This is a genomic window from Novosphingopyxis sp. YJ-S2-01 (assembly GCF_016093175.1).
In the GTDB taxonomy this organism is placed as follows: Bacteria; Pseudomonadota; Alphaproteobacteria; order Sphingomonadales; family Sphingomonadaceae; genus Novosphingopyxis; species Novosphingopyxis iocasae.
On record NZ_JAEDAI010000001.1, the window covers coordinates 2,487,205 to 2,511,731 of the forward strand.

Annotated in this window: 22 protein-coding genes; 12 read left to right on the forward strand and 10 right to left on the reverse strand. The window is 55.9% G+C overall.

Annotated elements, in window-relative coordinates; genetic code table 11:
• Positions 1 to 8: 8 nt before the first annotated feature.
• The 5 genes from I6A82_RS12180 (at position 9) to I6A82_RS12200 (ending at position 5,767) form a co-directional block, all read left to right on the forward strand.
• Entirely contained in the window at positions 9 to 1,142 is a 1,134-nt protein-coding gene (locus tag I6A82_RS12180) for an N-acetyl sugar amidotransferase (RefSeq protein ID WP_198095088.1), read from the forward strand.
• Positions 1,139 to 2,917 carry an ABC transporter ATP-binding protein gene (locus tag I6A82_RS12185; protein WP_198095089.1) on the forward strand — a complete coding sequence of 593 codons (1,779 nt, stop codon included), beginning with the start codon at positions 1,139 to 1,141 and terminating at the stop codon, positions 2,915 to 2,917. The genes I6A82_RS12180 and I6A82_RS12185 overlap by 4 nt, the downstream gene beginning before the upstream one ends.
• A 611-nt stretch (positions 2,918 to 3,528) precedes the next feature.
• The gene (locus tag I6A82_RS14745) at positions 3,529 to 3,795 is read left to right on the forward strand and encodes a transposase (RefSeq protein WP_198095090.1); all 267 of its coding nucleotides are present in this window, start codon (positions 3,529 to 3,531) and stop codon (positions 3,793 to 3,795) included.
• Positions 3,744 to 4,133, forward strand: a complete 390-nt coding sequence (locus I6A82_RS12195) for a transposase (protein WP_198095091.1) — start codon at positions 3,744 to 3,746, stop codon at positions 4,131 to 4,133. The genes I6A82_RS14745 and I6A82_RS12195 overlap by 52 nt, the downstream gene beginning before the upstream one ends.
• Positions 4,134 to 4,378: 245 nt before the next feature.
• A complete protein-coding gene (locus I6A82_RS12200; RefSeq protein WP_198095092.1) occupies positions 4,379 to 5,767 on the forward strand; it encodes a hypothetical protein in 1,389 nt (462 codons plus the stop codon).
• Positions 5,768 to 5,831: 64 nt separating this feature from the next.
• Here the strand turns inward: I6A82_RS12200 and I6A82_RS12205 are convergent, their stop codons facing one another.
• The 7 genes from I6A82_RS12205 to I6A82_RS12235 are packed head-to-tail and all read right to left on the reverse strand — an operon-like array spanning position 5,832 to position 14,367.
• Complete coding sequence (locus tag I6A82_RS12205; protein WP_198095093.1) at positions 5,832 to 6,959, reverse strand: glycosyltransferase; 1,128 nt, start codon at positions 6,957 to 6,959, stop codon at positions 5,832 to 5,834.
• Between the two features lie 34 nt (positions 6,960 to 6,993).
• A complete protein-coding gene (locus I6A82_RS12210) occupies positions 6,994 to 7,848 on the reverse strand; it encodes a hypothetical protein (protein WP_198095094.1) in 855 nt (284 codons plus the stop codon).
• A complete protein-coding gene (locus tag I6A82_RS12215) occupies positions 7,845 to 9,884 on the reverse strand; it encodes a hypothetical protein (RefSeq protein ID WP_198095095.1) in 2,040 nt (679 codons plus the stop codon). Before I6A82_RS12215 ends, I6A82_RS12210 begins: the two co-directional genes overlap by 4 nt.
• On the reverse strand, positions 9,884 to 11,017 hold the full coding sequence (locus I6A82_RS12220) for a glycosyltransferase (protein WP_198095096.1): 1,134 nt from the start codon (positions 11,015 to 11,017) through the stop codon (positions 9,884 to 9,886). The genes I6A82_RS12215 and I6A82_RS12220 overlap by 1 nt, the downstream gene beginning before the upstream one ends.
• The gene (locus I6A82_RS12225; RefSeq protein WP_198095097.1) at positions 11,010 to 12,113 is read right to left on the reverse strand and encodes a glycosyltransferase family 4 protein; all 1,104 of its coding nucleotides are present in this window, start codon (positions 12,111 to 12,113) and stop codon (positions 11,010 to 11,012) included. The genes I6A82_RS12220 and I6A82_RS12225 overlap by 8 nt, the downstream gene beginning before the upstream one ends.
• On the reverse strand, positions 12,113 to 13,324 hold the full coding sequence (locus I6A82_RS12230; RefSeq protein WP_198095098.1) for a glycosyltransferase: 1,212 nt from the start codon (positions 13,322 to 13,324) through the stop codon (positions 12,113 to 12,115). The genes I6A82_RS12225 and I6A82_RS12230 overlap by 1 nt, the downstream gene beginning before the upstream one ends.
• Positions 13,321 to 14,367 carry an EpsG family protein gene (locus I6A82_RS12235; protein ID WP_198095099.1) on the reverse strand — a complete coding sequence of 349 codons (1,047 nt, stop codon included), beginning with the start codon at positions 14,365 to 14,367 and terminating at the stop codon, positions 13,321 to 13,323. The genes I6A82_RS12230 and I6A82_RS12235 overlap by 4 nt, the downstream gene beginning before the upstream one ends.
• A 199-nt stretch (positions 14,368 to 14,566) precedes the next feature.
• Here I6A82_RS12235 and I6A82_RS12240 point away from each other — a divergent pair, with 199 nt between their 5' ends.
• Both I6A82_RS12240 and I6A82_RS12245 read left to right on the forward strand, forming a co-directional pair.
• Positions 14,567 to 15,562: an SDR family NAD(P)-dependent oxidoreductase gene (locus I6A82_RS12240; protein WP_198095100.1), complete on the forward strand. Its 996-nt coding sequence runs from the start codon at positions 14,567 to 14,569 to the stop codon at positions 15,560 to 15,562.
• Positions 15,563 to 15,592: 30 nt separating this feature from the next.
• Positions 15,593 to 16,015, forward strand: coding sequence for a J domain-containing protein (locus tag I6A82_RS12245; protein ID WP_198095101.1), 423 nt, complete (start codon positions 15,593 to 15,595; stop codon positions 16,013 to 16,015).
• Positions 16,016 to 16,018: 3 nt separating this feature from the next.
• Here I6A82_RS12245 and I6A82_RS12250 read toward each other — a convergent pair whose 3' ends face one another.
• On the reverse strand, positions 16,019 to 17,314 hold the full coding sequence (locus I6A82_RS12250) for a sugar transferase (protein ID WP_332310970.1): 1,296 nt from the start codon (positions 17,312 to 17,314) through the stop codon (positions 16,019 to 16,021).
• A 220-nt stretch (positions 17,315 to 17,534) separates the two neighbouring features.
• Here I6A82_RS12250 and rfbC point away from each other — a divergent pair, with 220 nt between their 5' ends.
• From rfbC to I6A82_RS12275, 5 genes are all read left to right on the forward strand, one after another.
• Positions 17,535 to 18,107 carry a dTDP-4-dehydrorhamnose 3,5-epimerase gene (rfbC, locus tag I6A82_RS12255; RefSeq protein ID WP_198095102.1) on the forward strand — a complete coding sequence of 191 codons (573 nt, stop codon included), beginning with the start codon at positions 17,535 to 17,537 and terminating at the stop codon, positions 18,105 to 18,107.
• 10 nt (positions 18,108 to 18,117) lie between these two features.
• A complete protein-coding gene (gene rfbB, locus I6A82_RS12260) occupies positions 18,118 to 19,170 on the forward strand; it encodes a dTDP-glucose 4,6-dehydratase (protein ID WP_198095103.1) in 1,053 nt (350 codons plus the stop codon).
• Between the two features lie 3 nt (positions 19,171 to 19,173).
• Positions 19,174 to 20,076, forward strand: a complete 903-nt coding sequence (gene rfbD / locus I6A82_RS12265) for a dTDP-4-dehydrorhamnose reductase (RefSeq protein WP_332310971.1) — start codon at positions 19,174 to 19,176, stop codon at positions 20,074 to 20,076.
• Positions 20,073 to 20,948 (forward strand): glucose-1-phosphate thymidylyltransferase RfbA, encoded by an 876-nt coding sequence (gene rfbA / locus I6A82_RS12270; protein WP_198095104.1) that lies wholly within the window; start codon positions 20,073 to 20,075, stop codon positions 20,946 to 20,948. The genes rfbD and rfbA overlap by 4 nt, the downstream gene beginning before the upstream one ends.
• Before the next feature lie 100 nt (positions 20,949 to 21,048).
• On the forward strand, positions 21,049 to 21,435 hold the full coding sequence (locus tag I6A82_RS12275) for a hypothetical protein (RefSeq protein ID WP_198095105.1): 387 nt from the start codon (positions 21,049 to 21,051) through the stop codon (positions 21,433 to 21,435).
• Between the two features lie 39 nt (positions 21,436 to 21,474).
• Here the strand turns inward: I6A82_RS12275 and I6A82_RS12280 are convergent, their stop codons facing one another.
• Together I6A82_RS12280 and I6A82_RS12285 are read right to left on the reverse strand one after the other, a co-directional pair.
• Positions 21,475 to 22,425: a glycosyltransferase family 2 protein gene (locus I6A82_RS12280; protein WP_198095106.1), complete on the reverse strand. Its 951-nt coding sequence runs from the start codon at positions 22,423 to 22,425 to the stop codon at positions 21,475 to 21,477.
• A 629-nt stretch (positions 22,426 to 23,054) separates the two neighbouring features.
• Positions 23,055 to 24,365, reverse strand: a complete 1,311-nt coding sequence (locus I6A82_RS12285; RefSeq protein WP_198095625.1) for an ATP-binding protein — start codon at positions 24,363 to 24,365, stop codon at positions 23,055 to 23,057.
• Between the last annotated feature and the right edge of the window lie 162 nt (positions 24,366 to 24,527).

Consider the following 24,527-nt stretch of genomic DNA (forward strand, 5'->3'; position numbering starts at 1 on the left):
GCCCCCTCATGGCCCGCCCTTATCAAATCTGCACGCGTTGCGTGATGGACACGACAGACCCGCTCATCTCATTTGACGATGCTGGTATGTGCAACCATTGTACCGACTTCCTGGCCAATCGCATGGGCGTGATTACCGCGCCTGCGGAAGGAACTGCGTCGCTTGAAACCCTGTTCGATCAAGTTCGCGCGGCGGGACGCGGGAACGACTATGATTGCGTCGTGGGCGTGAGCGGCGGCGTGGATAGCTCCTATGTCGCGGTGCTTGCCGCCGAGCACGGACTGCGCGTTCTTGCGGTACATCTCGACAACGGCTGGAATTCAAAAATTGCGGTCGAAAATATTCGCAATCTGGCTACCCGACTGAAATTCGGATATGCCAGCTACGTTCTGCCATGGACGGATTTCCGCCGTGTTCAAGTTGCCTTTCTGCAGGGTTCGGTGCCAGAAGCCGAAACGCCGACCGATGTCGCCATACAAAGAGCGGTCCACGACAACGCCCGCAAGGCTGGTGCAAAATACATTCTAAGCGGTGGAAATATCGCCAGCGAAGGAATTCTGCCGAAAACCTGGCACTATAATGCTCGCGATACACGCTATTCTCACGCTATTTTAGATGCTGCCGACTGTCCGCGTTCCGCGTTTGCAAGTCAAAAATTCGGCGCCTTACAGGAGGGTTATGCGCGCGTCATGAAAGGCATTCGAACCGCCTACCCGCTCAACACGATCAGTTACGATAAGGCGGCCGCCCGTGCGAAGCTGGAGCAGGAATACGGGTGGCAATATTACGGGGCCAAGCATGGCGAATCTCGCTTCACTCGTTTTATTCAGACCTATTACCTGCCGATCAAGCATAGCATTGATTATCGCCGTGCTACGCTAGCCAGCGAATTGCTGACGGGCGCTACGACGCGCGAGGAAGCGTTGGCAATTCTTGAGACCAGTCCCTACGCCGATTACGATGTCGATGGCGAAAGTGCCTACATTGCGAAGAAGCTCAACTTGTCGGGAGCGGATTTGGCCGCGATCATAGCTGCACCGCCGAAGTTCTATTATGATTACCCCAATAACGAAGAAGGGCTCGCCCGTCTCTACGACCTTTACCGCCGGATGACCGGGCGGAAAAAGACTTCGAATTTTTGACCAACTCCATGATTCCTGCACGTAAAGAGTTCGCCGACATGTCATTGAAGGATGCCATGCGCACTTTGGCAGCGACGGCCAGTCCATCGCGCCGCCGCCTATTCGCTCTTACTGTCGCGCTGATGTTGGTAGGGGCTTTCGCGGAGTTGGCTACGATCGGTGCGGTCCTCCCGTTTCTGGCGCTGGTAACCGCCCCCGAAAGAGCTCAGGATTATCCGCAGCTAATCGCACTTGGCGAGCGTTTTGGCGGCGGCCAGGCGGGCATCGTGCTGGCTGGCGCCGCGCTTTTAATCACGGTCGCCATCGTCGCCGGCGTGGTTCGGCTGGCGCTGACCTGGGTGAACTTGCGCTTCATTCTGCTCTACGGGCATGATGTCGGCGTGACCATTTTCGGACGGTTGCTGCGTCAACCCTATAACGATTTCGTGACCCGCAATTCCAGTGTGGCGTTGTCTTCCATCGATAAGCTGAACTCGGTCGTCTTCGGCGTGCTCATGCCTTTGATGCAAGGCGCGGCTGCGGCGGTCATATCGGTTTTCATCGTCGTCGGCTTGCTCATTATCGATCCCGTCGCAGCCAGCATGGCAGCCTTTTCACTAGGCTTCACCTATATCGCCGTGTCGCTTTTGACGCGCGCGCGCCTCGGCCGCAATGCGTCAACACTCGGCGCCGCATCAACCGAACGCGTTAAGGTTGTACAAGAGGGACTAGGCGGCCTTCGTGATATACTGATCGACGATTCTCAGGTCGTCTATGAGCAAGCATTTGCGCAGCTTGACTACCGTTATCGCTCCGCCCTCGTCGTTAACAATATGATCGCGCTTGCACCACGCTTTCTGGTGGAAACCGCAGTAATCGTAATGATCGCGGTGATTACGGTTTATTTCGCGCAAAGTCCCGGAGGCTTAATTGCAGCGGTGCCGGTTCTTGGTGCGTTGGCGATTGGCGCGCAGCGGCTGCTGCCGCTGGTCCATCTAGCTTATAACGGCTGGGCAGCCTTCGCTGGCAGCAGTCAGTTGATAATCGATATCGCGCAGCTTCTGCGCATTCCGGTACTGAAATCGGCCGGCGGACCGAAGCGTGCATTGCCGCTTCCGTTTGCGAACGAAATCTTGATCAACGATGTCTGCTTCCAATATCAAGAAGGGGAACCGGCATTGCGCGGAGTCTCCCTTGCCATCAAGAAGGGAGAAAGGATCGGCTTCGTCGGTAAGACCGGTAGCGGAAAGAGTACACTGATTGATCTATTGATGGGATTGCTCCCTGCCAAGCATGGTGAGATACGCATCGACGGAACAAAGCTTGATGAGGACACCGTCGCCAACTGGCAAGCTCAGATCGCTCATGTACCGCAGTCAATTTACCTTTCTGATGGTACTATCGCATCGAATATCGCTTTTGGTGTCGCGCGCGAAGAAATCGACATGGACCGGGTAGTCGAAGCCGCGCGTGGTGCCGATATCGATAGCTTTATAGCGCGGCAACCGGGGGCCTATGATGCAACCGTAGGTGAGCGGGGCGTTCGTCTGTCGGGCGGGCAGCGCCAGCGGATCGGGATCGCCCGGGCACTGTACAAAGGTGCGGATGTCCTCGTGTTCGACGAGGCGACTAGCGCGTTGGACGAGAACACTGAGTCTGCGATTATGGAATCGATCTATCGGCTGGATCGCAACGTGACACTGCTCATGATCGCGCACCGTGTGTCGACGCTGTCCGGATGCGACAGGATTATCCGGCTCGCGGAGGGGCGTATCGTTGAGATAGAAAAAGCGTGACTGCCGTTCCTTGGCTCTCCTTCACGTTAATGACCGAATAAGGTGTGAGTGGCTTCCGTCTTCTGGTAATCGAGAGGTGCATGGATCAGAGGTGTCTAGGCGAGGTAGACAAATTTTCCTGCCTGTCTCTCATGGGATGTGTACCGACTGAACCTCAAGGCGTGCCGCCGCCGCGTCCCGCAATCGGGCCTGAAGGATCAGGTCGCTGACTTCTTGATAAATGGTCGTGAGATCAACGAGGAACAGCCATTAGCCGTCCATCCAGCGATCAACGGACTGCTGCTACGTAGCACTGTTTAACGTTGCCAAAAGGGCGTCGTAGACATTGAGGTTGTTGGCGGTGCCTTCTGTCTTGTCCAAGCGGATAGACTCGATGCAGTTGCACGACCTATTCGAAAGCCCGAGATCGTCTTGTTTAGAGGCTTCGACGATCTGCTCAAACGAAGGGGCACCAGTTCAAAGGCACACCGTGTTCGTCATCGTCTCGTAGCAGCACAAATATATCCCGGATCGTTCGTCAGCTTTTGTGAAAAAGGGAAGACTAAAGCCTGCAAGGACCGACATTTGGCGAGAGGTGCGGCCGAAGTGACGCGATGAAGCAGGTCTGATTTATGGCGGCAGGTTTGAACTGGGGCGATTTCACAGAGGCAGAATGGCTCATCCTGAAGGACCTACTGCTGATCGAGCCTAGCAATCAGGGCCAGGGCAGATCTCTCGAACAGAACCGTTCGCTCATCAACGGTATACTGTACCGCCTTCGGTGTGGTCCGCCGTGGCCCGACGTGCCGCCCAGTACGCGAGTTGGAACACCATCTACTGCCAGAGTATGCTCCACCCCCTTGCCGAAGCCTTCGGGCGACCACTCGCCTTCCATCTGACCGGCGGTGAGACGGCAGACTGCAAGCCGTCCGACGCTTTGATCGTCGTGCCGGAGCGTACGCCGGATGCGCCGCTGCCTGCAGGAAGCTATAGTGCCGACGGCATCTGTGCCGACCTTGCGAAACGAAGCAACGCTCCAGTCGTCCCCGGCCGCTTAAACCGCCGGGTAGAGATCGGGCATCACCGGATGCTTTACAAGAAGCGCAACCGCATCGAACTCACGTTTGGCCACATTAAGGTCAACCGCGCCATTGCCAATCGCTACCACCCACTCGCTAACAGTCATTTCGGAATGGTTCGCCTTGTTACCGCGAGAGAATGGCTCAGATTTGTCTAGGCCGCACGAGGCGTTGCAGCGGGTAGACGATCCGTTTATTCGCTGGCAAATATTTGTCCACCATGGATGATGTGCCAAACGCGCCACTTCGCCCGGAATGAAGTCTGTTCGAACAGAGCGATTCTAATGCACCTACCAATAGCATTCCGAGCTGCTGTTTATCAGAAATGCTATATTCGGCGAGCGCAAGACGGTGTAACGGCATCCGCACTCATTTTCGAAATTATGCGTAAAAAATTACCTCTATGTCCATACCAGCAAGAACGCTTCTCATAAACGCCAACCCATTCCCCCTCAGCATCGCGACCTTACGTCATATCGGGATCGATTCAGTTGCGAAAGGCAAGCAGGTCGACGCTTATGATGCCTATCCTGGGGTATTTGCCCACTCCCCGTTGACGCAACCTCGCGATCGATTGTACGAACGGATCGCTTCCAAATATAGTCGTTTTCTCCTGCCTGTAATTAATGGTTCGGATATCACCAGAAGCGTACGTCCGTACGCGTATAAAGTGCCGCCGCTTCCCGAAAAAGTGGACGAACTGCGCGGAGCTACTGCTTTCGGCGCGAAGGTCGGATTGGCAGCCTTGAGCACAGCGTCCAGCTTGACCAAAATCGCTGATCGCGATCATACCTCGCGATACGGCCCGACTTTGGAAAAGGCATGGATCGTCGCGCATCGAGCAGCCGCGATTGCAGACCAACTGCGCGGTCGCTACGCGGAGGTATATATTTTTAACGGCCGACAGGCGGAAACCCGCCCCTTTTGTGACATTCTCGCGGAGGATAGCACGGTCGTACGATACGAAGCTGGCGGGCAACCAGATTCGTTCATCACCGTCCGCGGTCCGCTATTCGATAGCCAATTGCTTAGACACCGCGTTGCCGAACATCCATTCAACCCAAACGCCGCAGAGCATTATTTTGACAGTCGGCGAAGCCGGCTTCCCGGAACCGATTCCCACCGGTTCACCAGCAATCAGACGCGGGGCATGTTGCCTCACAATATCAGATCGCATTCGATCGTCACCATGTTCACATCGTCGGAAGATGAATTCTTCGCGGTCAGAGATACGGCCGACTTCGGGGTTTTTCAGTCACAGATGGAGATCGCACTAGTCGCGGCGCGTTTGTGTACTGAATTGGGTATAACATTCGTCATTCGTCTCCATCCGCACCTGGCGTTGAAGAATGACAGTTGGCGGCGCAATTGGGATCTCGAAGAGCTTATGGCTACGGGTGCTACGGTCATACTGCCTGATGCACCGGTGGACAGCTACGCGTTGGTCGATGCTTCACAAGCCGTGATCACATGCGGTTCCACGGTGGGTGTGGAAGCAGCTTATATCGGGCGACCGAGCCTCATGATCGGGGAGACCTATGCGACGGCTCTCGGCATTTGCCATCGGGCCGATACTGTATCGGAGCTGAAGGCATTCCTTCGCGCGCCGGCACCGAGGGCGGATGCCAAAGCGAATGCCTTGAAATTTGCGTCCTATCAGGCAACATCGGGAGCACCAATCACCGGGCTGACAGACGGCTCGAAGCCTGACGCAGCGCGGATCGAAGGCACCCTTGTCGATCCCGCACGCTGGCTGGTAGCGAAGGCACGGAAACTCGTAAGATTTGGTTAGTGCGCGATTGCCTGCCCTAACTTGATGGGAAAGACGCGCGACGAGCCGACGAAATGATTGAAAATCAACCTAGCATTATGTCCTGATAGCGCTCGATTTGACGTTGGCCTGAAAGGCTTGCAGCCCGAAGGCGTGCAGGTTCTGGATCATAAGCGTCACGAACGCGAAACAGTATTGCTTCGGCCATTGCCTCCGCATCGTTACAGGGCACCAGGGTTCCAAATCGTCCATTCTCGAGAATTTCGCGCGGACCCGTAGGGCAATCAGTGCTAACGATTGGTAAGCCCGCGTGCATAGCCTCGATTAAGACGTTTCCATATCCTTCAAGATCAGACGAAAGCACGAAAAGGTCTGCCGCGGTAAAGTACGGCCATATATTCATATCAAACCCTGCAAAAACCACATGTCTTTCGAGACCGTTTCTCCTCACTTGATTTTCGAGTTCGGTCCGAAGATGCCCCTCCCCCAGTATTAATAGTGATGCATTGATCTGCCTACGCAGTAATGCAAACGCATCGAGTAACAGAGCGAAGTTTTTCTCGCCTTTTAACTCGCCAACTGCTAATAAACGAACTGTGCCATCGGGCCAGAGGTGCCTCGCTTCGATGGGAAGTGGAAGGTTGCTCGGTAGCGTAATTGGGTTATAGATGACTTGGACACTTTCGCGACTCAATCCGATGAACGCGCACATGTCCTGCGCTACTCCTTCCGAGACCGCTACTAAATTGTCGGCCGCACTATAAGCGTGCCGGGTCAAAAGGCGGACAAATCGACTCCGTAAGCGGAAAGGCGCCGTAGAAAGTGGTGTATGCTCTGCGCCGATTACTCGGGTTGATACGCGCGACAACTTCCGTGCAAGTATTGAAATCAACGGGAGAGGCCACATCATGGCTTGAATAGCGTCCGGCTTATGTTCGCGCAGATAACGGACCAAAGGCCCGATAGCCTGATGCTGCCGATCTACCTTCAATTCGTGGATTGTCACCGCGTCCGGTACCAAAGGCAGGAGTAAGCCAGTTGCCCTATAAAGAACGAGATCGACGCGATGCCCTTTAGCTACAAACCCTTCCATCAAAGACAATGCCACGCGTTCGGCGCCGCCCCCACCCATGTCCGGTAGGAATAGCGCCAAATGCTTTGCTGTTTTCAAAACAGAAGAATCAGGTTCAAGGCGGGGTTTGGCGAGTATCATATTGACCTTAGGCCGAACTCTATAACAAACAACATCACAACACCAGATCGTACGGTACCGGGCGATAGTCTAGTGAGGGCGGGATTTTTACTTCAACGTGCGGATTCACAAGCTGTAAACCAACCTGCGCCGCGGACGCCTGCGCGCGTTCTGTCCAATCGATTTTTCGCATACGCTCAATGGCGTAAGATCGAGTATTGAGATAAGCTACATGGCGCCTCGTCAACAAGTCATCTGTGGCAATTGAAACAAAAAAGGCCACGCGTTCCTGTGGATGAGTTCTGTATATTCGACCCAACCGTGCCTTTCTCAGAACTCTCCACGCAAGCCCGTCTGGTCTTACACGAAGATTGAGAACGCGCAACTTCGGACTGTTAGCACTATGTGAAGTTCGGCCGTTCCAAACGACGAGATCGCCCGGTTTTATCTCCGGAGAAACCATAGGCCCTTCGAGTCGGTCAGGATAGTTGTGTGATTTTTCTAGAAAATCAATGCCGCCGGGCAAGTCGCCATGGGCCTGAGCGTAAATTCCGAACCGAATGATTGGGTACCTATCGATGGACCAATCTGGCGCGTCGCGGTCGTACCGGTCAGTGCAGTCCTTGTGGAAGCCAGCCCCCTGTTGCGCTCCGATAACGAAAGTCGAATCGCCAAAGTAAAGCGGCTTTTCGCCTAAAATGTCGCGCGCATAGTACAACAAGCGGGGATGAAGTACGATGTCACATAGACCAGGAATACTTAGCAGGTCAGCAGGTTGCGACTGCGATAAACCGTGTTGCCGCAATGCTTCCCTTCGCCAGTTCAACACGTCACTCGGATCAAACGCGTCGCGGATCACAGCGAAACCGTCTCGCCAAAAGTTTGAAGCGATACTGTCAGCTTCCGTCATAAACTCACCGCGGCTTCCTCGAACTGCCCTTTGCGATTCCTCTCTAGCCCGTTCATACGGTTTGGCCTTGAACTCAGCGACAGTCTCGAGAAATCTAGGTCTTTTAAAATTTGAACTTTACTGTCGGGGGTGAAAAATAGATTGAAAAGACATCTAGCGCGTTTAGCCCGCGCTGGAGCGTCCATCACGTCAATTTTGGTGATGCAATCTAACAAATCGGGAGCATAGAAGAACCGCCGGCCTTCACCGACGCGCTCGATATCAGGATACGTTAACAAAGACGGCATCGCATGAACTAAGACCGGCAAACCGGTTTGCACTGATTCCGTTAACGTCGTACCACCATAAGTAACCACCAGGTCAGCCCAATCTAACTCCTCTACGAGTTGCTCAACACCGGACAGAGACACGCTTTCTAGTTTGGCTGCATGCGCTGCGATCTGTCCGGTATCATCACTTGGGTGCGGACGCCAACGGATCGTGAGATCGGGCCGGACACTCGCAAGAAGTTCGGCCGAACGCAACAACTCAATTTCGAAATGCTCAAGAGGAAAGCCCGACGGCCCCCAACTTTCATGGCTGTAGCCACTCAACAACAGAATATTTTGAACCGGGCGGTGTATCGGACTAGTCCTGAAACTTGGCGGCGCAACAAGCAAGGGTTTCTGCGAAAGCATCTTGATCAATTCCACATCAACTTGTGAACGACCCAAGACATAATCGGTGAATGTTTCATGAAACCCGAACCAGCCAAGGCCACCGCTACCATGCCGGAAATCGATTGTGATGACGCCGGAACGTTGAAGCGAACTATTTGCGGCGGCAGTGTCAACAACATTTAGGACTGAGAAAACAACGATAGTATTTGCAAGATCGTGGCGTCGAACGCAGCGCCGCGTAGCTGTATCGATCATCAAGGCCTGAATGACATCCGCGGTAACAAAGCGCGCTACGCGATCAGCAAGCTGGAACTTGGAAAAATTGCCAACTGTACGAATAATCTCATGGTCGCTGAAACATATCAACCGCACGGCTACCTTCAGTACGAGCCAGATGCCACGAACGAGGCACGCAAGAAAACTTGTTAGCAGTTCCGGAAGTACCAATTGACCTATTGGGATACCAGAATCCGGTAAGGTTGCCCATTCCGGAATACCCGGCCAAAGCTCGCCCCCCCTGTGTTCTCGGCTGGGAACCAGCGAAGTCGTCAATAGGATTCCGTAACCTGTTTTATCCGCAGCAAGGCGTTGTAAAAGGTGAGAATTACCACGCGGCCAATTCGGGTCAAGTGCAAGCCAAACTTTCGGATTGCCCTTACCGTGAAACGTTCGTAATTTTCGAATTGATGATCTAGAGCGGACAAACCTCAGTATCTGCCCGGCAACTGCACCGATTAAGCGCCACACTATCAATAAAGCGACTCGCGCGCGCCAACCCGAATTATCGACACGCTCTGGAAGAACTTTTCCGCCGCTGACCTCCGTACGCTGACGCAGAAGTTCAAGTCCGGACCAGTCCCTGTCTAAACAAATGAATGTACCATCAGGATGGGCATCAGACAGGCCATCAACATAGGAAACAGCTTCGAACAACGGCTGGAGGAATCGATTCCCGGCTGAGGCATAGAGTGCCTCCGATGCGCTGATTCGATCGTTCAGAGAGGCGGCCAGCCAATCAATCCAAGAGTGCACGGATTGGGCAAGATCGCGCGAGGCAATTATCGGATGAACCATTCGATAAGCGCCGAGTTCGCTCGTTACCAAGCCAGTAACGTCTTCGATCCAGTTCGGCCAATTGAGGGTGAGAGAGGCTCCAGAAGCCACGATTCTAACGCGAGAGCCTTCGCCGAGCAGCGAGCGTGCGATCTCGAAGGCTCGGCTTAGTCGCCTGCCAGCGGGCTCAGCTTTTTCGCCGTGTACAGGCTCCGGGACCAATACGATCGTTTCGCCGGGACGAATTTCCGACGTCGTCCCATGGCCAACCGAATATTGCTCTAAACGGGCGGTATCGGTCCGGTTGCGCTCTTTCTTGGACATTAGCTTTTATGGCTCAACTCGTACGATTCACCGAGCATGAGGTTTCGATGCCGTTCGATTGCGTTTCGTCCCGAAAGCTCAACTGCCCGCGCCCGTTGGTTACTGGGACTGACATCCACACCAAGCATCTTCTCGATCCCTCGCGCCAGAGCGACCGGATCACGTAGCGGCACTAGTTCGCCGTAAATGCCGCCTTCAAGGATTTCATCTGGGCCACTAGGACAGTCCGTACTGACAATCGGGAGGCCCGCATGTAGCGCCTCGATGAGAACGGTAGGCAAGCCTTCGTAATCGGACGATAAAACAAACAGATCAGCGGCGTTAAAGAAGCGCCATATATCCTTATGGAAGCCGGCAAAAGTCACGCAGTCGGAAAGGCCGAGCGCGTTCATCTGTTGTCGCAGCTCTTCTTCACACTCCCCCTCCCCGAGGATTACCAGCGAAATATCCCCCCGCTTGCGCAATATTGCCATAGCTTCCAAAAGAAGCGAAAAGTTCTTCTGGTTTTTTAACTCACCTACTGCCAGAAGCCGATGCGTGCGATCTGGCCACAAATCCCGCATGTCATCCTCTGATACGGGTTCTGCTGGCAGCAGAAGAGGATTGTAAATTACTTCGAAATACTCGTGCGGCAGACCGATCAGAGTAGCAACATCGTCAGCTACACCCTCCGAAACGGCCGTCAGCCCGTCCGCACGACGATAGAAAAAGCGTGTGACAGCCCTGACCACTTTATGTCGCAACGCAAATGGCATGTAGGATAGTGTTACATGCTCTCCACCCACGATCCGCGTATCGACGTGCGCAAGAATGCGCGCCATTACCGAAACCACAGGCAAAGGCCACATCATGGCGTGGAGGGCGAAAGGACGCCGCTCTCTTAGATACCGAGTCAGCGGCAACAGAGTGCTGCGCTGGCGAGGCGCATGAAGATCAAAGATCTCGACTTCCTTCGGGACCATCTCTAGCAACGGCCCCTTACGTTCCGACAGTACAAGATCGACGGGATGACCGCGCTCTAAAAACCCCTCTAGCAGAGCCAAGGCGACGCGTTCCGCGCCCCCGCCCCCCATGTCCGGCAGGAACAAAGCGAGCCGCCGTTTGTCGTTCGGAACGTGTTCACTTTCAACCATTTCCGGGACGTCCCGTCATCTCCTCCAACACGGCCAAGTAGCGAGCTCCAGTGGCTTCACGCGAATAGTATTTTACCGCTTTCGCTCGGGCCGCGGCCCCCGTGCGTTCGCGCTCGCCGCGATCGCGGCACAACCGCTCAAGAACGTCGAGCCATTCCTCATCCGTCCTGACCAGATAGCCGTCCACCCCATCAGTAACCTGATAAACGGCCGTACCGATAGAGCTAGAAACGCTGGGAATACCGAAGGCCATGTACTGGATCACTTTCAGCCCCGCCTTGCCGAGCACCCAATCATCGTCCGGTAGCGGATATAAACCAATATCAAGCCGCTGCATCTGAGAAACTTCTTCCTCTCGCGACCACGTCAGCACCTCCAAATCCACGCCCGGGAGAGACCATTCGAAATTACCAATGACCACCAGCTTGTAATCCAGGCGCCTCGCCAGTTCCTGTAGAACTGGGCGCAATAGATCAAGATAGGGTACCGAACTGAATGTGCCTGTCCATCCTATTACCGGCTTAATGGGAGGCTCGCCGCCGCCCTTATCGTGGCATGGGCGGAACGTCTCAGTGTCAACCGATGGATAAATTAGGCTGACAGATCTTTTTCCGTTCAGCGCTCGATACCGGTCAACCATGAAGGGGGAGGCGGTAATGACATGATCGGCCTGTTCTAACAAATAACGCGCTTTGCCCCTGCCCTTCAGCTTTTGACGTAGCCCGCGCGGGGCGCCGTCGTCGGTGAGTAGGTTATCCTCGATATCGTAAACCAACGCACGCGCCATTTTGCGAACCGTTCGTTCAGCCCAAGTGGTTCCGAAAGGTGTAACCCACATCGCTACATAGACGATATCGTAACGCCGGATACGCGTAAGATCTCGCATCCGGCGTAGATGTCCGCGAAGCGTACCCCAAATCTTGGCAATGCGGTGGCCCGATACGTAGGCCACATCCCAAAGGCTTAAGTCTATGAAAGACGACACCGTGACGTCAAACCCGGCTGCTCGCCATTCATCCAGATACTGTTCGTATTTCAGACGCTGGCCTGCAGCGACGCCCTGCGGGTAGGGGCAAAGAACCAATACGCTTGGCATCAGATGGAGCTCGACAACAGCGACCGATAAATTCTGCGATAACTCTCGATACCCCTAGTCAGCGAAAAATGCCGCTGGGCTGAGGTTACGCAGCGTTTAGGCAACTCTGGATCGGGAAGTAGTTTGAGAAGAGCATCAGCCGCTTCTTCAATCGCCGCCCCGTTCACCGTAGCGATCGCAACCCCTACCCCTTCCTCTTCGAGTATACGTGCCATGTCTCCGCACCCCTCGTTCCCGACGACCGGAACGCCGCAACCAAGATACTCCGCCAACTTGGTTGGAGCACTCGCAATCTTGGAAAAATAGGGCGTAATGAAAGCCAAGGCTGCGTCCATTCGGCGGATTTGCGCGGGCATGGTGGCTCGCGTAGCCCCTGTGATCTCTACATCTCGGGAATCGATCCCCGCGACATGCACCGCCCGGCGCAACTCGTCCTGCTGATTGCGATTGATTAGCAGCAACTTCGCGTCAGGCCGCCGGCGCTGGACCGCCTTAAAAAAGGTAATCATCTCGTCCAGCATATACCAAGTTCCAATCTGCCCAACGTAACCGATTGTTAATGGCCTTTCATGAGTTGGACCATCCTCAGCTGTAAAATGATCGAGGTCGGTGCAGGTTGGAATTACGTCGATTGGTGCCGTAGCACGACCAAAACGCACGTCTTCGCGCAAGTAGGGAACCGAAGCGTGCGTGAGCGTCACGATATGGTCGGCGCGCCGCAGCATCGCTTTCTCGATAACCTTCAGCACCCGGTAAACCGCGCCGGTTTGGCCGATCATACCGCCATCCACGCGCTCGTCCGCCCAGAAGCCTCGAATATCGACGATAGAGCGTGCGCCTGAAATCACTTGTGCCGGCCATACCATGGCTGCACAAAGTATACTGCGCGAATGTACAATGCGTACGCGATGACGTATAGCCAAAACTAGGGCGTGTACGACTGCGCCGCTCATATCCCACAAAGTCGAAAGAATTTTCGGCCGCTTGTGATAACGATGAGGGTGCCAGACGATACTTGCAGCGCGTAGCCGGTCTTCCATAACGGCTATCCGCTTCTCATCACGAATATCTGCCGATTTCTCGAAGCTGATCAAATGAATATTATAATGCGAAGCAAGATGCTCGAGATAGGCAACGACCTGGCTCTCGCCGAGCGGCTCTAGAATTCCATCATAACACATATACAATGTGGTCGGTTTAGACGATTTCATTGCGCACCGAATATAATCGATTTGTACGGAACCCAATATTTCGCGTGAGTGGCAAATACCAGCCACACTAGCTGCACGGCAGCCGAATAAGCGCAAACGGCCAAAACGAGCTGAGCGTTCAACGCCTTTTGCTTACCGAATATGTAGGGAATTCGCGGCAGAACGGCGATTTGCAAAGGTATAAGAAACAGCGCAAACCTGTCGATCGCAGTGGTAAAACTGGCTGCGAGTACGAGCGGAAACGTAGCAAGTGCGATCAGCGCGAACACAGTCCATACTTCGCTTTGATAGGAGCCGAAGCCGAGACGTTTACGCCATATGAGCGCGAAGAGAGCCGGCAGAAGATTCATTGCCACTCGTACGACTGCACCGCCGGATTCATATTCCGCATCAACATAGTTGGTGATGTAGGTATCCGCACTGCGTGCCAAGAGCAGAGCAAAAAGTATAACGAACGCCAATGCCGCACCGATGGCGTACAGTAGATTGCGACGGAACAAGGGTGCGAGCACAATCGGAAGGACGAGAAGGGAAGCGCGGTGGAACAGCGCAGCGGCAAGCACATAGAATATAAGTTTTCTTGTTGAACGACCGTCAGCGTGGACCAACCCGGCGAGTATCAAACCGATCGCGACGCCTTGACGTGTATATCCCATACCAACCACGATGATCAGATACGGTATGGCAACCAGAAAACTTAGAGCAGGATTAGGTTGCCGCGAACAAAAGCGGACGATTCCGAAGGTCATGATCAGACCGCAAACAAGATTGACCAACCATATTCCTGCATTAAGCCGACCAGCAACAAAAACCAACGTCACATAGCCGCTGTCGAACGTATCCAATGCCTGCCCGTAATTTAGCAGCTGCACCATATTGTAGTTTTGAAGGTAAGGAAACCAATCTCCACCGACTTCGTAACGCAATCCCATTAACAACGCCGTTGCGAAGACTAGAATATAGGTCCCGCTAGGCATGCTGGTGCGTTCCGGAACCTCACCAGCGGCTTGAGGTACACGGTTATAGGCGAAAGCCGCCATCATCCACGCGATAAATAGGATCCAATAGGGTAGCAGGTGAGCAGTCCTGATCGTCTTACATTCGGTCGCGCCCGCTTAGAACGTGGCTGTTCAAGTGGCAATGGAAACTCGATCATAAGCCTTCCTGCCCCCTCTTTCTCTCTTGCCCTGCCCTTCCCCCCTTCCCTAGAGGGGATGCAAATCGAGAAGGAAACTAAGATTTATGCACGTTCTGGTCACCGGTGCTGCCGGATTTATCGGTTTTTCCACCGCGCGGCGGCTGCTCGATCGCGGCGATAGCGTCATCGGGATCGATAGCGTGAACGCATATTACGATCCGTCGTTGAAGCGTGCACGCCTTGCCGAACTAGAGAAAACGTCGGACAGTTTTTCCTTCGAACAAGTCGACTTTGCCGATCACGAAGCGCTCGATGCTGCGCTTGAGGGGAAGACGTTCGATCGCATCGTCCATCTGGGCGCCCAAGCCGGCGTTCGTCACTCGATCGAGCATCCGCGCGACTATCTTACGTCCAACTTGGCAGGCCATCTCAATCTTTTGGAAGTGGCTCGACATCGCCAGTCGGAACACATGGTCTATGCCTCCTCGTCGTCGGTTTATGGCGGCAACGACAGTCTTCCCTTCCGCGTTGAAGACCGGGTCGATCAACCACTTTCCCTGTATGCCGCCACCAAGAAGGCGGACGAGTTGATGAGTGAAACCTATGCTCATCTCTACCGCCTGCCCCTTACCGGTTTACGGTTCTTCACCGTGTACGGGCCTTGGGGGCGACCCGATATGGCGATGTGGCTGTTTGCCAAGGCGATTATGGAAGATCGTCCGATCGACGTTTTCGGCGAAGGCCGCATGCGCCGCGATTTCACTTATATCGACGATATTGTCTCAGGGATTGTCGCCTGTCTCGATAATCCGCCTGCCGACGATGGGGAGGAAAAGGCGGGCGGCAGTGTGAGTCCGCATCGTCTATACAATATCGGTAATAACCGGTCCGAGGACCTCGGACATATGATTGAACTCATCGAGCGGGAAATCGGCAAACCAGCCAAACGAAATCTTCTTCCGATGCAGCCTGGTGACGTGCGTGACAGTTTTGCCGACATCAGCGCCATTCAGAACGATCTCGGCTTCGCGCCGACGACCAGTATTGATGAGGGAATTCCGCGCTTCATTTCATGGTACAAGAATTATCACGCGTTGTAATTTCAATGGCTGGCAGTCGCTGATCGGCGCATGATCGCGCGCGACTACTATCAGGTCCTCGGCGTGCCGCGCACGGCCGAACGGGCTGAGATACGCAACGCTTATGTGCGGCTTGTAAAGCGTCACCATCCCGACACGATCGGATCCCTCCCGCATCGTTTGCAAGATGTGCAGCGAGCCTATCGTTGCCTCACCGATGCGCAGGCGCGAGCTGCGCATGATAACGACATAGTCGAGAACGAGCATGCGCATCGGGTTCGGCAGCGGTTGGTGGAACGGCGATTGAGCCGCCTGGATCAACCCCGGGTGAAGAGAAACTCTCGCAGCCAGAAACCCGGCCGTGCACTTGCGATAACAGCCAAACGCAGGAAGCAGCATCTGCCGCGACCGCTGATGCTGATTGCGATCGGCGGGCTGCTATTCACTTGGCTCGAGGTTTTCGGGCTCAGCTGACTGCTATTTTGCGCCGAACCCCGTCAACATGATACCGACCGTGCGGATCGCGATCAGCACATCGAGCCAGAACGAGAAAAACTTGATATAGTAGAAGTCATAATGGAGCTTGACGTTCACGTCGTCGAGAGCCGCTACATGCCCCTGATTGACCTGAGCCCATCCCGTAATACCGGGCCGCACGATGTGACGGTATCTGTAGAACGGAATCTCTTTCTCGTACCAATGCGAAAGCGCCACCGCTTCCGGGCGCGGGCCGATCCAACTCATCTCGCCACGCAAGATGTTGAACATTTGCGGCAGTTCGTCGATCCGTGATTTTCTCAAGAAGCGCCCGACACGCGTAATCCGCTCATCTTCGTCGAGCGTGATCGCTGCCGCACGTCCGTCATCGCCTTCGCTATCGGGCGGTCGATCCTTCATCGTACGAAACTTCAGCACGTCGAACGGTACGCCCCGGAACCCCATGCGCCGCTGACGGAACAATATGGGGCCCGGTGAACTGAAGCGTACCAGAAGGGCGATGACAAGCAGTGGTAGCGCGAGCAGTGGCAATAATAAGATGGTGGAAACGACATCGATGCTGCGCTTAAACCCGCGATAGGCAAGCGCGGGGATCAGAGAGCCAAAGCTGTTTTCGGAGAGATGCTCGATTTGCACACGTCCGGTCAACGATTCCCGCAACTGCTTCGTATGATAGACTGGAATACCGCTGATCGCGGCTTCAGCCAGCATTCGTTCCCAAGCAGCAGTATGATTGCTTCTCAGATCCGCGACAATGGCTGCGTGCGGATCGCGCGGAAGGTTCGGTTCCATCAGTTCGATCCATTCGACATCTGGGACGTCCTCGACGATACGCATAACGCCGACCGGCACATAATAGAATCGGCCACCCTGGCTGCGCTGGTCGAGAAATCCCAGGAGAAAACTGAACCCAATTGAGGCGACATACCCGGTCAGCAGCATTGGCCCGCTATAGGGAACGCGTAAAAGCAGCAGGGCCACCGCCGCAATTCCGAAGGTGGTGGAAAACGCAGGAACAATAAAGCTGAGCGCTCGCGCCCCGGGATAAGCGGTGACGCGGCGGAAAATGAGGAGCGCCGTCGACGCGGCAATAGTCGAAGCGATCTGCGTGTTATCTGTGCTCTGCAGTTCGCGGGTGAGCCGACCGAACAAGATAAGCGGCGCGATCAGTGGTAGCAGATAGGCTGCGAGCGCCACTGCCAGAAGCTGCTGCCAAAGGCCGAATTTCGTCCAGCTCATCCGTGCCGAACGGCGATGATCGCCTGCAGAAAACACGCTTCCGATCTCCGATTACGATCAGTCCTGAAAAAAGGCTGGCGGGCGAGCAATCCCGTCCAACCGGCCGACTTTATCAGTACCCGGCCCTATTCCCCGGATTTCCGTCAGCGATACAACTCCGTTTAACAAATTGATCGCAAAAAGAAACCTACGCGGAGCTGGAGCTTCCAACACTAATCTTGCCTCCAATGCAAGCGGTCGATACCAGACGGCCACCATGGCATTCCCTGTTCAACTCATCCCTCCTGTCCGCCACGGTGATGCCCGAGGTTGGTTCACCGAGACTTACAACCGCGAGACATTCCGCAAACTCGGGATTAATTGCGAGTTTGTTCAGGACAATCATTCGCTATCCGCGCCGGCCTACACGCTACGAGGCCTCCATTTCCAGATACCACCTTACGCGCAGGACAAACTGGTTCGCTGCATACGCGGTAGGATCTTCGACGTCGCGGTGGATTTACGGAAAGGCTCTCCGACTTATGGCAGGTGGGTCGGCGCGCAACTTAGTGCAGAGAACGGCCACCAGCTTTTCGTGCCTGTGGGATTTGCTCACGGATTTCTCACGCTCGAACCGGATTGCGAAGTCGTTTATAAATGTTCCTCCCTTTATGCCCCTGAGCATGATGGCGGAATCGCTTGGAATGACGAGGATGTCGCGGTTTCATGGCCCTTACCAGAAGGCGTCCCGCCGGAACTTTCGTCCAAAGATAAGCAGTTGCCCCACCTTTCGGCCTTCAACAGTCCTTTTGACTATGATGGCCATCCGCTAGAACCGCTCGACCCTTAAGGAATTTTCCATGCGCATTCTCGTCACCGGAGGCGCTGGGTTCATCGGCTCGGCCCTGGTCCGACACCTTATTGCCGATACGGACCACGAAGTTCTGAACTTCGATGCGCTAACATATGCCGGCAACCTCTCAACCGTTGAGGCCGTTGCAGAAAGTGACCGCTATCGCTTCATGCGTGGTGATATTCGTGATGCCGTCGTTGTTCGCAACGCATTCGATGGCTTCCAACCGGATATCGTGACCCACTTGGCCGCAGAAAGTCACGTCGATCGATCGATCGACGGTCCGGACGCTTTCATACAAACCAATCTGGTCGGCACCTATGTCTTGTTGAACGAGGCGCGCCGGTACTGGCAGGGTTTGGAAGAGGCGGCGCAAGACCGGTTCCGATTCCATCACATTTCCACTGACGAAGTCTATGGTTCCCTCGGCGAAACCGGCCTTTTCACCGAAGAGACCCCGTATGATCCACGCTCGCCTTATTCTGCAAGCAAAGCCGGCTCGGATCACCTCGTTTCGGCCTGGGGCCACACCTTCGGACTTCCGGTGTTGATCACAAACTGTTCGAACAATTACGGGCCGTATCACTTTCCAGAAAAGCTGATTCCGCTCGTGATCGCCAAGGCGCTGGATGGCGAACCGTTGCCAGTCTACGGCCAAGGGAATCAGGTGCGTGACTGGCTCTATGTCGAGGACCATGTGCGGGCATTGTCTGCGGTGTTCGAGAGAGGCGAACCAGGCCGCAGTTACAATATCGGCGGACATAATGAGAAGCAGAATATAGAGGTTGTACAGGCGATTTGCACAATCCTCGATGAGCTGGCACCGCGCGCCGACGGAGCGGGCTATGCTCGCCAGATTACGCATGTGGCCGACCGGCCGGGACATGACATGCGCTACGCCATCGACGCTTCGCGCATCGGCGCGGAATTGGACTGGCAACCCCGCGAAAGCTTCGAAAGCGGTATCCGAAAAACGGTGCAATGGTACCTCGCGAATGAAAGCTGGTGGCGACCTCTGATCGCCGCCAAGGCGACAGAGCGCCGCGGCGTGGGGCGCTGAACCGTGGCGCAAGGGATTCTCATTACGGGGTCAACCGGACAACTCGGCATCGAAATGCGACGATTGGACTGGACGAATGTGTTCCATCCCGTCTTCCTCGACCGAACCGAACTGGACCTGACAGATGCCGCCGCGATCGTTCGTTTGGTGGAAGACGGATATGGCGGCGCGCCGTTTGCCGCTGTCGTCAACGCAGGCGCGTATACCGCGGTAGATCGAGCGGAAACCGAACAGATCCTGGCTTGGGAAACCAATGCAATGGCTCCGGCTGCTTTCGCCGAAGCCTGCGCGAAGACGGGTACGCCGCTGATACAGCTTTCAACAGATTATGTGTTTTCTGGAGAGCGCGAAGGGAGTTGGGAAGTCGACGACGAAACCAAGCCTATCAACGTTTACGGTGCTTCCAAGCTGGGCGGAGAACTCGCCATCAGGGCCAGCGGAGCACGTCATGTTATCATTCGCACCGCGTGGGTGGTATCCGCCCACGGCCAAAACTTTCTGAAGACCATGCTCAAACTAGGCGCAAGCCGGGATGCGCTGAATGTGGTCGCCGATCAGTTCGGCAGCCCGACATCCGCCGCCGATCTCGCAGTTGCGGTGCAAACGATCGCGCTTGCCATGGCGCGTGATGCCAAACTGGCGTCTGCCACCGTTCATTTCAGCAACGCCGGTGAGACCCACTGGGCCGATTTCGCGTCGGAAATTTTCCGCCAGTCCGCGCTGCGTGGCGGCCCGTTCGCCGAGGTCGGGCCCATCGCCGGCAGCGATTATCCCACACCGGCCAAACGCCCTTCCAATTCGCTTCTCAATCACCGAGAGATCGAAGCACGGTTCGGCATAGTCCCGCGCCCATGGAAGGTCGCACTAGGCGACATTCTTGATGAATTGCTTGGAGCAGCGAAATGAAAGGCATCATACTTGCTGGAGGCAGCGGCACCCGGCTTCATCCCGCAACGCTTGCGGTTAATAAGCAGCTGCTGCCGGTCTACGACAAACCAATGGTCTATTACCCGTTGTCTGTTTTAATGTTAGCAGGGATCCGCGAGGTTCTCGTTATTTCCAGTCCGGAATTCCTGGGCACCTATCGCACGCTTTTTCAGGACGGCTCAGCATTCGGGCTGTCGATCCGATATGCCGAACAGCCGAGGCCGGAGGGACTCGCACAGGCGTTCACCATCGCCGCAGATTGCGGTTTTCTTAGCGAGGGCGAAGGGGCAGCCCTGGTGCTCGGCGATAATATCTTCTTCGGTGCCCATTTGAGCGACCTGCTCGCCAGCGCCGCAACGCGAACCGAGGGCGCAACCGTTTTCAGCACGAGAGTCGATGATCCGCAGCGATACGGCGTTGTCGAACTCGGTGAGGACGGTCGCGCTGTATCCTTGGAAGAAAAGCCTCAACGCCCCAAATCCAACCATGCCGTTACCGGGCTCTATTTCTATGATGGGCGCGTCATAGACTTTGCTCGCTCACTTAGCCCATCACCCCGGGGTGAGTTGGAAATTACCGACCTTAACCGGCGGTATATGGAAGCGGGCGATCTTTACGTAGAGCAAATGGGCCGGGGTTACGCTTGGCTCGACACCGGCACTCACGATAGCCTGCTCGAGGCGAGCGAGTTCGTCCGCACCCTTCAGCACCGGCAGGGCATTCAAATCGCATGTCTCGAAGAGATTGCATTCGAGAAGGGGTTCATCACCCGCGATCAGGCCAGGGCGCGCGGGAAAATGTTCGCTAAAACTGCTTACGGCCGTGCCATTCTGCGCGCTATAGAGGAATAAGAGGACTAGAGCGGGCTTCAGCTTCCGCAAAAGGTGCTGGAGAGAGTTTTTACTCGTGCTAACCCATCCCGTCGGCGCCGCTGCGCCAGGAGCGGCCGCAATGACTATTCCGGAGTCTCTTTACACCGCCCTGCTCTGGCTCGGCGAAGCTGCCAGCCGCTACAAGATGCTGTTCGAACATATGTTGGGGTTCAGCAGTGATGCGTTGCATGTGCTCGTTGGCGTTGCCCTCCAACTGTTCGTGGCCTGGGTCTCGCGGCGCTCGCTGGCCCACACCTTACCTTGGCTAACAGTGGTGATGCTAGAGCTTCTGAACGAAGGCAACGATCTTTTGACCGAGATCTGGCCTGATCCCGCAATGCAGGCAGGCGAAGGACTGAAAGACCTATTGCTGACGATAGCCTTGCCCACTTTGTTGCTGGTAATCGCCAGAAAGCGACCATCTCTGCTGGTATCCCGCAGGCATTGTCGCACCAGTGGCAATTAGCCGATGTCGGCGAATGGCAAACTGTCTGCGGATCGAGTTTCAGGTTTTGGAAGCAAGGTTCTTGCTCGCTGAATTACGGCCAGCTGCCACCTTAGCCACGCGCCAGAACAGCTTTGGATCTAAGCGTGCAAGCTTGAACCCGTGGCGAAGGGCCGCGATCCAACGGCCTTCGATCTTAGCGGCAACGGCTCGATGTTTTTCCAGATGCGCCTCGAATTCGGGTGTTCGGCTTCTTGGGAAATAGGCCGCAAACAACTCAAGATCCGCCGACATACGCAACCAGCGATCCTTTTCGGAAGCGAGTCTGGTCACCGAGTTCGGGTGCATTCTAAATACCGCATCGGCGCGGTTCACATAGCGGATCGGACCTTCTCCAGCCAATTGGAGAAAAATTGCCCAATCGGCCGAGTGAACCCGCTCGAACCAGTCCGGAAACGATGCGAACATAGAACGGCGAAAACAAATGCTGGATGTTTGAAAAAGATGAAAATCGAAGAGGTTCTGCCCGATATCGACCATCTCGGGCGGCGCCGAGCCACGCAAATAGGCTTCACTGTACGACTGATCGAGAAAGAGTCCTGTAGATTGGTCGAAGCGCAACGCGTCATGTGCCGCGGCAGAATATTCAGTATTGCTCGCGAGGAAGTCGACTTGTCGCTGCAGCTTGCCTACATCGGTCCAGTAATCGTCGCCGTCAAGCATCGCAACAAATTCGCCCCGGCAACTGGCAAGATTGGTCATGTTGTTGACGCGGCCGATGATCCCGTCCGGCCGGCGGGGTTGCAGGTTGAGGAAAATCTTCTCCGGATGCCGGTCGCGATATTCCTTGAGCAATTCGCGCGTACCGTCATCGGAGAAGTCGTCTCCGATCCGGATCTCGAACGGGAATTCGGTTTCTTGCGACAGCGCGCTATCGATCGCACGACCGACTAGGTCGACTTGATTGTAGGTGAGGATCGCTACACTAACTCTTGGAGCCGCTTCGCTCATGCAGCACGGCTCGCATACAGGATTCCGGCGCGCCCGAAACCGTCACCGTTATAGAAGAGGTGCAAGCGACCGTCATGTTCCACTACATTGGGATAACATTGCATCGAACGGTCGTGCAGTCCCCGCGGTGGGCCAGCTTCGTCCGACGTGCGCTGCCAATTTGCACCGCTATCGGCAGAATGCGCCACCGCCAAGCGGTAACTTCCCGCGCCGTCCCGAAAATCTTGGTTGTCGCGGTGGCAATACCACATTTCCCAGCGCCCATCCGACAACGCGCGTACGCTAGGGCGAGCCTGTGCTTCGGCCTGGTGACGCTGCGGTAACACAGTGCCCGTTGAGCGAGCCCACTCGATACCGTCGGATGAGGTCGCATGTCTCAGAACATAGACCGGCTCGGCCCGTCCCTCATGCGCCTCAAACCGTATGGTCGACGCGTACCACAAATGCCATTCCGTTCCCCGCCGGAACGCGTATGGCGAGGCGGTGAAGAACGGTTCGGTCGGGCTGCGATCCACCACTGCCCCAGGGAACAACCGAGTAAAGCTGCGCCCATCGTCCTCACTCACCGCAATGCCGATGGCGTTGCGATAGGGCACGGTGACGCTGGCGTTATATGGTGACAGTACCCATCAAACCGCCGCCTTCGGTAGCCACAGGCGTGCGAGTAGGCCGCCGAGGTCTTCGCTTTCTTCCAGCGTGATGCCGCCTTCGTAGATTTCGGCGACGTCGCGAACGATGGCGAGGCCGAGGCCGGTGCCGGGTTTGCCGGTGTCTAGGCGTGCGCCGCGGGCGAAGATTCGTTCGCGTTCGACTTCGGGGATACCCATGCCATCGTCCTCCACCTGGATTTCGACGCGGTCATCCTTTTCCTCGACGGTCACGAACACGCTGCCGCCGCCATATTTGGCCGCGTTTTCGACGAGGTTGCCGATCATCTCGTCCAGATCCTGGCGTTCGCAGGCCACGATCGCGTCTTTCGCCCCGGTCACATCCAGCCGCACATGATCGTAAAGACGCCCCACCGCGCGCTCGACCGATTCCAGCGAATCCCACACCGGCGCGCGGCTGTGCGCGTGGCCGCGGCGGCCTACGGCGCGGGCGCGGGCGAGATGGTGGTCCACCTGGCGGCGCATCGTGGTCGATTCGCGCATCACTACCTGATCGAGATCGGGCGATTTGGCGGTGGCCGCGTTCATCACCACGGTGAGCGGCGTTTTCAGCGCGTGGGCAAGGTTGCCAGCATGCCGCCGCGCTTCTTCGGCCTGCCGCTCATTATGATCGAGCAGCGCGTTGAGCTCACCCACCATCGGCATCACCTCTTCCGGGAAGGAATCGGTGATGCGCGATTTGCGGCCCGACCGCATTTCCGCGATCGACTGCCGCACGGAGCGCAGCGGCCAGAGCCCATACAAGGTCTGCAGCGCCGCCATGACGACGAGCCCGATCCCCAGGATCGCAAAGCTGATCAGCAACGTGGAGCGCAGCCGCTTGATATCGGCTTTCACCGTCTCCGTGCTTTGCGCCACGGCGAAATTCCATCGCACGTCGCTGTCCGGCAGGATGATGGTGCGCTCCACCATGCGCAGCGTAGCCCCCTGGAAGCTGTCGACGTCGCTGAAATGGGGGGTGAGATAGGTTTTATTCACGTCCACCGGCAGCGTGCGATCCCATAGCGAGCGCGAGGGATAGTCGGGATAATCCCGGCCCCGGATCTGCCAGTAGAAGCCGCTATTGGGCTCCATGAAGCGCTGATCACCCAGCGGGCGGCTGAACCGCACTTCGCCGTCGGGTGCCACTTCTGCGGACGCGATCATTGCGGTAAGGACGTAATTGAGCTGGTTGTCGAAATTGCTCTCGACCGAGTTCACCAGCACCCGGTCCAGCGCCAGCGCACCGCCCAGCAGCAGCACGCCGATCCACAGCGCGGCAATGCCGATCATGCGCTTGCTGAGCGAGCCGGTGCTGCGCGGGTGCGGCGGCGGGGGCGGTGTATCCCGTGCCGCCCGCCCCTCTTCGGTCAGCGTGAAGGGCGCCGCATCGACCCGCCCTTCCAGCGGACCGACCGGAACCAACGCGCGGTCGGCGGTGAGAGGTTCATATCC

Coding starts and splice junctions, on each gene's coding strand:
- I6A82_RS12195 (WP_198095091.1), top strand. CDS start 3,744: ATGCTCCACCCCCTTGCCGAAGCCTTCGGGCGACCACTCGCCTTCCAT.
- I6A82_RS12220 (WP_198095096.1), bottom strand. CDS start 11,017: ATGGTTGAAAGTGAACACGTTCCGAACGACAAACGGCGGCTCGCTTTG.
- I6A82_RS12230 (WP_198095098.1), bottom strand. CDS start 13,324: ATGAAATCGTCTAAACCGACCACATTGTATATGTGTTATGATGGAATT.
- I6A82_RS12275 (WP_198095105.1), top strand. CDS start 21,049: ATGACTATTCCGGAGTCTCTTTACACCGCCCTGCTCTGGCTCGGCGAA.
- I6A82_RS12245 (WP_198095101.1), top strand. CDS start 15,593: ATGATCGCGCGCGACTACTATCAGGTCCTCGGCGTGCCGCGCACGGCC.
- I6A82_RS12200 (WP_198095092.1), top strand. CDS start 4,379: ATGTCCATACCAGCAAGAACGCTTCTCATAAACGCCAACCCATTCCCC.
- I6A82_RS12225 (WP_198095097.1), bottom strand. CDS start 12,113: ATGCCAAGCGTATTGGTTCTTTGCCCCTACCCGCAGGGCGTCGCTGCA.
- rfbA (WP_198095104.1), top strand. CDS start 20,073: ATGAAAGGCATCATACTTGCTGGAGGCAGCGGCACCCGGCTTCATCCC.
- I6A82_RS12180 (WP_198095088.1), top strand. CDS start 9: ATGGCCCGCCCTTATCAAATCTGCACGCGTTGCGTGATGGACACGACA.
- rfbB (WP_198095103.1), top strand. CDS start 18,118: ATGCGCATTCTCGTCACCGGAGGCGCTGGGTTCATCGGCTCGGCCCTG.
- I6A82_RS12285 (WP_198095625.1), bottom strand. CDS start 24,365: ATGATCGGCATTGCCGCGCTGTGGATCGGCGTGCTGCTGCTGGGCGGT.
- I6A82_RS12235 (WP_198095099.1), bottom strand. CDS start 14,367: ATGATGGCGGCTTTCGCCTATAACCGTGTACCTCAAGCCGCTGGTGAG.
- I6A82_RS12215 (WP_198095095.1), bottom strand. CDS start 9,884: ATGTCCAAGAAAGAGCGCAACCGGACCGATACCGCCCGTTTAGAGCAA.
- I6A82_RS12280 (WP_198095106.1), bottom strand. CDS start 22,425: ATGAGCGAAGCGGCTCCAAGAGTTAGTGTAGCGATCCTCACCTACAAT.
- I6A82_RS12210 (WP_198095094.1), bottom strand. CDS start 7,848: ATGACGGAAGCTGACAGTATCGCTTCAAACTTTTGGCGAGACGGTTTC.
- I6A82_RS14745 (WP_198095090.1), top strand. CDS start 3,529: ATGGCGGCAGGTTTGAACTGGGGCGATTTCACAGAGGCAGAATGGCTC.
- I6A82_RS12205 (WP_198095093.1), bottom strand. CDS start 6,959: ATGATACTCGCCAAACCCCGCCTTGAACCTGATTCTTCTGTTTTGAAA.
- I6A82_RS12240 (WP_198095100.1), top strand. CDS start 14,567: ATGCACGTTCTGGTCACCGGTGCTGCCGGATTTATCGGTTTTTCCACC.
- rfbC (WP_198095102.1), top strand. CDS start 17,535: ATGGCATTCCCTGTTCAACTCATCCCTCCTGTCCGCCACGGTGATGCC.